Source organism: Micromonospora sp. CNB394 (assembly GCF_000374985.1).
GTDB classification, from domain to species: Bacteria; Actinomycetota; Actinomycetes; order Mycobacteriales; family Micromonosporaceae; genus Micromonospora; species Micromonospora marina.
In genome coordinates this window covers 1-9,887 of the sequence record NZ_KB895886.1, presented here as the reverse complement: position 1 = coordinate 9,887, position 9,887 = coordinate 1, and the positions used below count along the sequence as shown (strand labels likewise).

Genomic DNA, 9,887 nt, shown 5'->3' with positions numbered 1-9,887 from the left:
GGCGGTGGCTGAGGGCCGGTCCGCGGGTGTGGTGTCGGTGGGTCGTCGGGCGGTGTTGTTCACGGGTCAGGGTTCGCAGCGTGTGGGTATGGGTCGGGAGTTGTACGAGGCGTTTCCGGTGTTCGCGCGGGCGTTCGACGCGGTGTGCGCGGAGATCGATCCGTGTCTGCCGCGTGCGTTGCGGGAGGTGGTGTTCGCGCAGCCGGGTTCGGAGACTGCGGCTCTGGTGGATCAGACGGTGTTCGCGCAGGCGGGGTTGTTTGCGGTGGAGGTGGCGTTGTGGGAGTTGCTCGCGTCGTGGGGTGTGCGGGTGGATTTTGTGGGGGGTCATTCGGTTGGTGAGGTGACGGCGGCGTATGTGGCGGGGATGTTGTCGTTGGCGGATGCGTGTTCCCTGGTGGGGGCGCGGGGTCGGTTGATGCAGGCGTTGCCGGCTGGTGGGGTGATGGCGGCGGTGGGTGCGTCGGAGGGGGCTGTCGCCGAGTTGATCGGCGTGTCGGGTGCGGGTGTGGATGTGGCGGCGGTGAATGGTCCGGCGTCGGTGGTGGTGTCGGGTGCGGTCGGTGAGGTTGCGTTGGTGGTGGGGGCCTGCCGTGAGCGGGGTTGGCGGGTCAAGGAGTTGGCGGTCAGTCACGGGTTCCATTCGCGGTTGATGGATCCGATGTTGGAGGAGTTCGGGTTGGTGGTGGCGGGGCTGGACTGGCAGCCGCCGCGGGTGCCGATCGTGTCGAACGTGACCGGCGCGGTCGCGGACGCCGCAGAGATCACCGAGCCCGGCTACTGGGTGCGGCACGTACGCCAGCCGGTGCGGTTCGCCGACGCGGTGCGCACCCTCCACCAGCAGGACGTCACCCAGTTCCTGGAGGTCGGCCCCGACGCCGTACTCACCGCCATGGCGCAGGACTGCGTCGAGGCGGCCGGCGAAGTCCGGTTCACCGCCACGATGCGTGCCGGGCACTCCGAGGCCGACACGCTGCGCACCGCCCTCGCCGAGCGGTACGTCACCGGCGGCCACGTCGACTGGACGGCATACCTCGCCGCCCTCGACGGGTCCGGCCCCGAGCGGGCAGCCGAGGCACGCCCCCGCGCCATCGCCCTGCCCACGTACGCCTTCGACCAGCAGCGCTACTGGCTCAACACCAGTGCGGGGGTCGAGACGGTGCCCGGGCTCGGTGTCCGCCCCGTCGACCACGCACTGCTCGGCGCCGCCGTACGCGTCGCCGACGACGACGTACGGGTCTTCGGCGCCGAACTCTCCGTACCGACACACCCGTGGCTCGCCGAACACGTCGTCTGGGACTCGGTGGTGGTGCCCGGCGCCGCGCTGGTCGAGCTGGTCCTGCACGCGGGCGCGCAGGTCGGCTGCGACACCCTCGACGAGCTGACCCTCCAGGCCCCGCTGGCGCTCGCCGAGGACGGCACCCGGGCGGTGCAGGTGAAGCTGGGCGCGGCGGACGAGGATGGGCGCCGGACGGTCACCATCCACTCCCGCGCCGCCGCCGACCCGGACGGCGAGTGGGACCGCCACGCGGCGGGCGTCCTCGCCCCCGCCGTGCCGCAGCCCGACCGGTCCGAGCCGGCGCCGTGGCCGCCCAGCGCCGCCACCGCCGTCGCGGTCGACGGGATCTACACCGAGCTGTCCCGTCTGGGCGTCGAGTACGGCCCCCTCTTCCGTGGCCTGCGCGCCGTCTGGCGCACCGGCGACGAGGTGCGCGCCGAGGTGGCGGTGCCCGACGGCACCGACGTCGCCGGCTTCGGCCTGCATCCCGCCCTGCTGGACGCTGCGCTACACGTCGTCGGCCTGCTCGACTCCGACGCGGAGGAAACCTCCGGCGTACGCCTGCCCTTCGCCTGGACCGGCGTCACCCTCTCGGCGGTCGGCGCGACCGTGCTGCGGGTACGCGCCCGACGCAGCGGCGGCGGCGTGGCCCTGACCCTGACCGACCCGGCCGGCGCCCCCGTCGCCCGGATCGACTGCCTGGTCTCCCGCCCCGTCACCGCCGACCAGGTGCGCGGCGGTGACTCCGCAGCCGACCCGCTGTACGCCGTCAACTGGCAGAGCGTGCGGCCGGGTACCCCGGCGACCGTCCGGGTGGTGCTCCTCGGCGACGCGCCGTCCGACCTGTCCGAGATCGCCAGGTTCAGGATCGCCGAGCTGGCGGAGGCGGTCGACTCCGGCCGGATCGACCCGGAACTGGTGCTGCTCGCCGCGTACGCCGACGACGAGGGTGTCCCGGTTCCCGCCGCGATGCGCAGCCGGCTCACCGCAGTGCTGGCCGCCGTCCAGGGCTGGCTCGCCGACGACCGGCTGGCGGAGCGGCGGCTGGTCGTGCTGACCCGCGGGGCCGTCGCCGCCGGCGACACCTGTCGTACGGGCGACCTGGCCGGCGCGGCGGTCTGGGGTCTGCTGCGCTCGGCCCAGGCGGAGCACCCCGACCGCTTCGTGCTCGTGGACCTCGACGAGGCGCGGCAGCCGGAGTCCTGCACGGTGGACCTGGTGGCCCGTGCGGTCGCCACCGGCGAACCCCAACTGGCGGTCCGGGACGAGCAGGTGCTGACGCCCCGGCTCGCGCCAGCCGTCCTCGACCCGGCGCCGGCCGCCGCCCTCGACCCCGACGGGACGGTCCTGGTCACCGGGGCCACCGGCGCCCTCGGCGGTCTGCTGGCCCGGCACCTGGTCAGCACGCACAAGGTGCGCCACCTGCTGCTGGTCAGCCGCCGCGGAACCGGCGCCCCCGGCGCGGCGGAACTGCTCGCCGAGCTGACCGCGCTGGGTGCGCAGGCCCGCCTGGTCGCCGCCGACGTGGCGGACCGGGACCGCCTGGCCGCGGTGCTGGCCGACGTTCCCGCCGAGCACCCGCTCACCGGCGTGGTGCACGCCGCCGGCGTCCTCGACGACGCGGTGATCTCGGCGCTGACCCCCGGCCGGCTGTCAGCCGTTCTCTCCGCGAAGGCCGACGCCGCCTGGCACCTGCACGAGCTGACCCGATCGCGGCCGCTGGCGATGTTCGTCCTCTTCTCGTCGGTCGCCGGTGTCCTCGGCGGCCCCGGGCAGGGCAACTACGCCGCCGCGAACGCGTTCCTCGACGGCCTCGCCGGGCACCGGCACGCCTGCGGCCTCGCCGCCACGTCCCTGTCCTGGGGCCTCTGGGCCGCGGACAGCGGGATGACGGGTGCACTCGACGCCGCCCAGCGGCAGCGGATGAGCCGCAACGGCCTCAGCCCGCTCGGTACCGGCCAGGCGTTGCGCCTCTTCGACAACGGACTCCACGGTGGACGCCCCCATCTGGTGCCGGCGCTGCTCGACCTCGCCGCGCTGCGCCGCCAGGCCGCGGCCGGCCAGCTCGCGGCGCCGCTGCGCGGCCTGGTCCGGGTCCGGCGGCGCGTCGTCGAAGGCGGCGGCGACGGCGGCCCGTCCTTCGCGCAGCGCCTCGCCGGCACGCCCGAGGCCGAACGCGGCCGGCTGGTGGAGGAACTGGTCAAGGCGCAGGTCATCGAGGTGCTCGGCTACCCGCCGGCCACCGTCGTGCCGTCCGGGCAGACGTTCACCGGCCTCGGCTTCGACTCGCTGACGGCCGTGGAGCTGCGCAACCGGCTGACCGCCCTCACCGGCATCCGGTTGCCGGCGAGCCTCATCTTCGACTGCCCCACGCCCGCCGCCCTCGCCGACTTCCTGCTGGTCGACGCCGCCCCGCCGAAGCCCGAACCGGGTCTGCTCGCCGAGCTGGACCGGCTGGAGGCCGCGTTCGCCGCGACCGCGCCGGAAGAGCTGGAGCGGCTGGCCGCCGACGACGAGACGCGTACCGCCGTGGCGGTCCGCCTCCGGGCGCTGGTCACCCGGTGGAGCGACACCACCGACCGGCCCGACGACGTCGGCCAGGCCCTTGATGACGCCTCGGACGACGAGCTGTTCGACTTCATCGACCAGAAGTTCGGCCGATCCTGACCACGAGTCCGCCGCTTGCCCCTTAGCGACAGGTGATCAACCCGATGGCGAACGAAGCCAAGCTCCGCGAGTACCTCAAGCGCGTCACCGCTGACCTGCACGAGACCAGCGAACGCCTGAGGGCCGTCGACGAGCAGAACCACGAGCCGATCGCGATCGTGGGGATGGGCTGCCGCTACCCGGGCGGGGTGCGGACTCCGGAGGCGCTGTGGCGGCTGGTCGAGTCCGGCGTCGACGCCGTCACACCCTTCCCGGCGGACCGGGGCTGGGACGTGGAGAGCCTCTACGACCCCGACCCGGACGCGCACGGCAAGTCGTACACCCGCGAGGGCGGCTTCCTGCACGACGCCGGCGAGTTCGACGGCGGCTTCTTCGGCATCTCGCCCCGCGAGGCGCTGGCCATGGACCCGCAGCAGCGCCTCCTGCTGGAGGTCGCCTGGGAGACGGTCGAGCGGGCCGGCATCGCCGCGGACACGCTCAAGGGCAGCCGCACCGGCGTCTTCACCGGCGTCATGTACCACGACTACGTCTCCCGGCTCAACGGCGTACCGCAGGAGGTCGAGGCGTTCGTCGGCACGGGCAACCACGGCAGCGTCGTCTCCGGCCGGATCGCGTACACGTTCGGCTTCGAGGGGCCGGCCGTCACCGTCGACACCGCCTGTTCGTCCTCACTGGTGGCGCTGCACCTCGCCGTGCAGGCCCTGCGTTCCGGCGAGTGCACCCTCGCGCTGGCCGGCGGCGTCACCGTCATGTCCAGCCCCGACACGTTCGTCGGCTTCAGCCGCCAGCGTGGCCTGTCCCCGGACGGGCGGTGCAAGTCCTTCGCGGCCACCGCCGACGGCACCGGCTGGAGCGAGGGCGCCGGGCTGCTGCTGCTGGAGCGGCTCTCCGACGCGCAGCGCAACGGCCACCGGGTGCTCGCCGTGGTGCGCGGCAGCGCGGTCAACTCCGACGGCGCATCCAACGGCCTCACCGCGCCGCACGGCCCGTCGCAGCAACGCGTGATCCGCCAGGCCCTCGCCAACGCCCGGCTCGCCCCTGCCGACGTGGACGCCGTCGAGGCCCACGGCACCGGCACCCGCCTCGGCGACCCCATCGAGGCGCAGGCCCTGCTCGCCACGTACGGCCGGGACCGGGCCGACGACCAGCCCCTGTGGCTCGGGTCGATCAAGTCGAACCTCGGGCACACCCAGGCCGCGGCCGGCGTCGCGGGCGTCATCAAGATGGTCATGGCGATGCGTCACGGCGTCCTGCCGCGCACCCTGCACGTCGACGAGCCGTCCCCGCACGTCGACTGGTCGGCCGGCGCGGTGAGCCTGCTCCGCGAGCCGCGCCCGTGGCCGCGCGCGACGAGGCCCATGCGTGCGGGCGTCTCCTCGTTCGGTGTCAGCGGCACCAACGCCCATGTCATCGTCGAGGCCGCCCCGCCCGCGCCGCAGCCGGCCACCGACGCCGTCACCGGCCCCGACCCGCTGCCGTGGGTCGTCTCCGCGCGCAGCGTCGCAGCGCTCGGCGCCCAGGCCGACCGGCTGCGCTCCTGGCTCGCCGAGCACCCCGACGCCGGGCCGGCCGCCGTGGGCCGGGCCCTGGCCACCGGCCGGTCCGTCCTGGAACACCGGGCGGTGCTGCTCGGCGCCGACCGGGATGAACTGCTCGCCGGACTCGGCGCGCTGGCCGACGGGGTTCCGGCCGCGTCCGTGCGGCGCGGGGTCGCCAGTCCCACCCGCGTCGCCGTGCTCTGCACCGGCCAGGGCGCCCAGCGGGTCGGCATGGGCCAGCGGTTGTACGCCGCCTTCCCGGTCTTCGCCGAGGCATTCGACGCCGCCTGTGCGGAGCTGGACAGGCACCTCGACCGGCCGTTGCGCGGCGTGCTCGACGGCCCCGCCGACGTGCTCGACCGCACCGGGTACGCCCAGGCGGCGCTCTTCGCCGTCGAGGTGGCGGCCTACCGGCTCGTCGAGTCCTGGGGTGTCGTGCCGGATTTCGTGGCCGGGCACTCGGTCGGCGAGGTGGCCGCCGCGCACATCGCCGGCGTGCTGTCGCTGCGCGACGCCGCCCGCCTGGTGGCCGCGCGGGGCACCCTGATGCAGGCGCTGCCCACCGGTGGCGCCATGGTGTCGGTCCGCGCCACCGAGGCGGAGGTTAGCGGGCACCTGGCCACCGTCGGCGGGACGCCCGGCGCCGGGCTGGCCGCCGTCAACGGCCCGGAGTCCGTCGTCGTCTCCGGCGACGAGGACGCCGTGCTGGCGGTCGCCGCACACTTCGCAGCCCTCGGCCGCAGCACCAGGCGGCTGCGGGTCAGCCACGCGTTCCACTCCGCCCGCATGGACCCGATGCTCGACGCGTTCGGCGACGTGCTCGGGCAACTGACCTTCGCCGCGCCCCGCATCCCCGTGGTCTCCACGGTGACCGGAGCGGTGCTCGACCCCGGCGAGGTGTGCTCCCCGGCGTACTGGCTGCGCAACGTCCGCGACACGGTCCGCTTCGACGCCGCCGTGACCACGCTGCGTGAGCTGGGTGTCGGCGCGTACGTCGAGGTGGGCCCGGGCGGAGTGCTCTGCGCGCTCACCCAGGAGATCGTCGGCGCGGACCAGGCGGTCTGCGCCCCCGTGCTGCGCGCCGAGCACGACGAGGCGACGACCGCCCTGGCCGCCGCGGCCACCGTGTGGACCCGGGGCGTGCCGGTGAACTGGGCGGCCCTCTTTGCCGGCCCGCCCGTACCGGTCGACCTGCCCACGTACGCGTTCCAGCGTGAGCGCTACTGGCTGGTGCCCCTGCCGCAGCCCGTCGACGTGACCGCCGCCGGGCTGACCCCGACCGGCCACCCGCTGCTCGGCGCGGTGTTCCGCTCGGCCGACGGCGACGAGGTGACGCTCACCGGCAGGTTGTCCGTGGAGACCCAGCCCTGGCTGGCCGAGCACGCCCTGCGCGACGTCGTGCTCCTGCCCGGCACCGGGTTCGTGGAGCTGGCGATGCGGGCCGGCGCGGAGGTCGGCGCCGAACGGCTCGCCGAGCTGACCCTCCAGGCGCCGCTGGTGCTGCCCGAGACCGGCGGCGTCGACGTGCAGGTCGCCGCCGAACGCACCGGCGGCGGAGCGTGGCAGCTCACCGTCCACGCCCGTCGCACCGGCACCGACGACATCTGGGTACGGCACGCCACCGGCCTGCTCACCGAGGGGCCGGATGAGGACACCGGCGCGCTGGCGCAGTGGCCGCCGAGCGACGCCACCTCCCTGGACGTGTCGGAGCCGGCCGGGCGGGCGGCACGGGCCGGTTTCGCGTACGGCCCGGCCTTCTCCGGGCTGCGCGCCGCCTGGCGCGTCGGCGCGGACGTGTACGCCGAGGTGGCGCTGCCCGATCCGGCGGCCGGCGACGCCGGTGGGTACGGGCTGCACCCGGCGTTGCTCGACGCCGCCGTGCAGGCGGTCGGGCTGGGCATCGTCGACCCCGGCGAGGCCCGGATGCCGTTCGCCTGGTCCGACGTGACGCTGTCCGCCCACGGCGCCGACGCGCTGCGGGTACGGTTGACCCCCACCGGTCCGGACACGGTGTCCATGCTGGTCGCCGACGCCACCGGGGCGCCTGTCGCCCGGGTCGGCTCCCTGGTGCTGCGGCCCCTGCCGGCGGGGGAGCTCACCGCCGGCGGGTCCCCGTGGCGGCGCTCGCTGTTCCGCCTCGACTGGCTCCGGCACCCCGTCGGCGAGGTCGCCGCCGACGGCATGACCTGGGCGGTGCTCGGCGAACGTCCCGCCCCGCTGCCGTCCGGCCCGCCCGCCGCCCGGTACGCCGACCTCGACGCGCTCCGCGATGCCGGGGTACCCGATGCAGTGCTCTACCCGGTGGCCGGCGCGACCGGCCCCGACGCCGTCCACGACCTGCTCGCCGAGGTTCTCGCCGTGCTCCAGGGCTGGCTCGCCGCCGAGCCGCACACCGGCGACTCCCGGCTGGTGGTCCTCACCAGCGGCGCCGTCGCCGTGGACGACGACGCGGAGGTCACCGACCTGGCCGGCGCCGCCGTGTGGGGCCTGCTCCGCTCCGCCCAGGCCGAGCACCCCGGCCGCTTCCTCGTCGTCGACGTCGACGACGAGGAGAACTACGCGGCCGTCCTCGCCGGCCTGCTGTCGGCCGACGAGCCGCAGGCGGCGGTACGCGACGGGGCGCTCCGCGTGCCCCGGCTCGTGGCCGCCCCGCAACCCGACGCGCCGGCGCCGGCGCTGGACCCGGAGGGCACGGTGCTGGTCACCGGCGGCACCGGTGCCCTCGGCGCGCTGACCGCCCGCCACCTGGTCACCCGGTACGGGGCCCGGCACCTGCTGCTGACCAGCCGGCGCGGCGCCGACGCCGACGGCGCAGCCGACCTGGTCGCCGCCCTCGCCGACCTGGGTGCCACCGCGACGGTCGCGGCGTGCGACGCCGCCAACCGGGCCGCCCTCGCCGCGCTGCTGGACCGGATCGACCCGGCGCGCCCGCTGACCGGCGTGGTGCACACCGCCGGCGTGCTGGCCGACCGCACCCTGACCTCGCTCACCCCCGAGACCCTCGGCGACGTGCTGCGGCCGAAGGTGGACGCCGCCGCGAACCTGCACGAGCTGACCGCCGCCAGCCGCCTCGCGCTCTTCGTCACGTACTCCTCGGCGGCGGGCGTGACAGGCAGCCCCGGCCAGGCCAACTACGCGGCGGCCAACGCCTACCTGGACGCGCTCGCCCACCGGCGACGGGCCGCGGGCCTGCCGGCGCACTCGCTGGCCTGGGGCCCGTGGGCGGAGTCGGGCGGCGGCATGACCGCCGGTCTCGACCGCGCCGACACCGACCGGCTGGCCCGGGCCGGCGTACGGCCGCTTCCCGAGGCGGACGGCCTCGCACTCCTCGACGCCGCCCTGCTCACCGGCCTGCCCGCGACGGTGCCGATGGCGCTGGACGGGCCGGCGCTGCGCGCCCAGGCCGAGGCGGGCACCCTGCCGTCGGTCTTGCGCGGCCTGGTCCGGGCGCCCCGGCGCCGCGCCACGCGGTCCGGCCCGGCAGAGACCGCCGTGCTGACCGGGCGGCTCGCCGGCCTCGACCGCGAGGAGCGCGCCGCGGCCCTGCTGCGGCTCGTCCTCGACCAGGTCGCGACGGTCCTGGGGTACGCCGACGCCGCCGCCGTCGAGGCCGGGCGTCCGTTCACCGAGCTCGGTTTCGACTCGCTCACCGCCGTCGAACTGCGCAACCGGCTGGGCGCGGTCACCGGCCTGCGCCTGCCCGCGACGCTGGTCTTCGACCACCCGACCCCGCTCGCCCTCGCCGACCACCTGGACGCCGAGACCGGAACGGACGCCGGCACCCGGGCGGCTCCGGTCGCCGCCGTCGCGGCGCTCGACGAGCCGATCGCGATCGTCGGGATGAGCTGCCGCTACCCCGGCGGCGTACGCAGCCCCGAGCAGCTGTGGGACCTCCTCGTCTCCGGTGGCGACGGCATCACCGGCTTCCCCGCCGACCGCGGCTGGGACGTCGACGATCTGTACGACCCGACCGGCGCGCGCCGGGGCAGCAGCTACGCCCGCGAGGGCGGCTTCCTGGTCGACGCCGCCGAGTTCGACGCCGACCTGTTCAAGATCTCGCCGCATGAGGCGCTCGCCATGGACCCGCAGCAGCGGCTGCTGCTGGAGACCTCGTGGGAGGCCATCGAGGACGCCCGGATCGACCCGCTTGCGCTGCGTGGCCGCCCCGTCGGCGTGTTCGCCGGCATGATGTACCACAACCACGCCGCAGGGCTGGTCGACGTCCCCGAGACTCTCGACGGCTACCTCGGCGTCGGCACGGCCAGCAGCGTGTTGTCGGGTCGGGTGGCGTACTCGTTCGGGTTCGAGGGTCCGGCGGTGACTGTGGACACGGCGTGTTCCTCATCCCTGGTGGCGTTGCACCTGGCGGCGCAGGCGCTGCGGTCCGGCGAGTGCGACCTCGC

General features: G+C 75.6%; 1 protein-coding gene and 1 pseudogene. Both read left to right on the top strand.

Annotation, left to right across the window (positions count from 1 at the left end):
* Positions 1 to 4 precede the first annotated feature (4 nt).
* On the top strand, positions 5 to 3,946 hold the full coding sequence (locus tag C569_RS31550; RefSeq protein ID WP_369754155.1) for an SDR family NAD(P)-dependent oxidoreductase: 3,942 nt from the start codon (positions 5 to 7) through the stop codon (positions 3,944 to 3,946).
* Positions 3,947 to 3,990: 44 nt separating this feature from the next.
* Positions 3,991 to 9,887: pseudogene (locus C569_RS0129090) on the top strand (SDR family NAD(P)-dependent oxidoreductase); the annotation flags it as partial.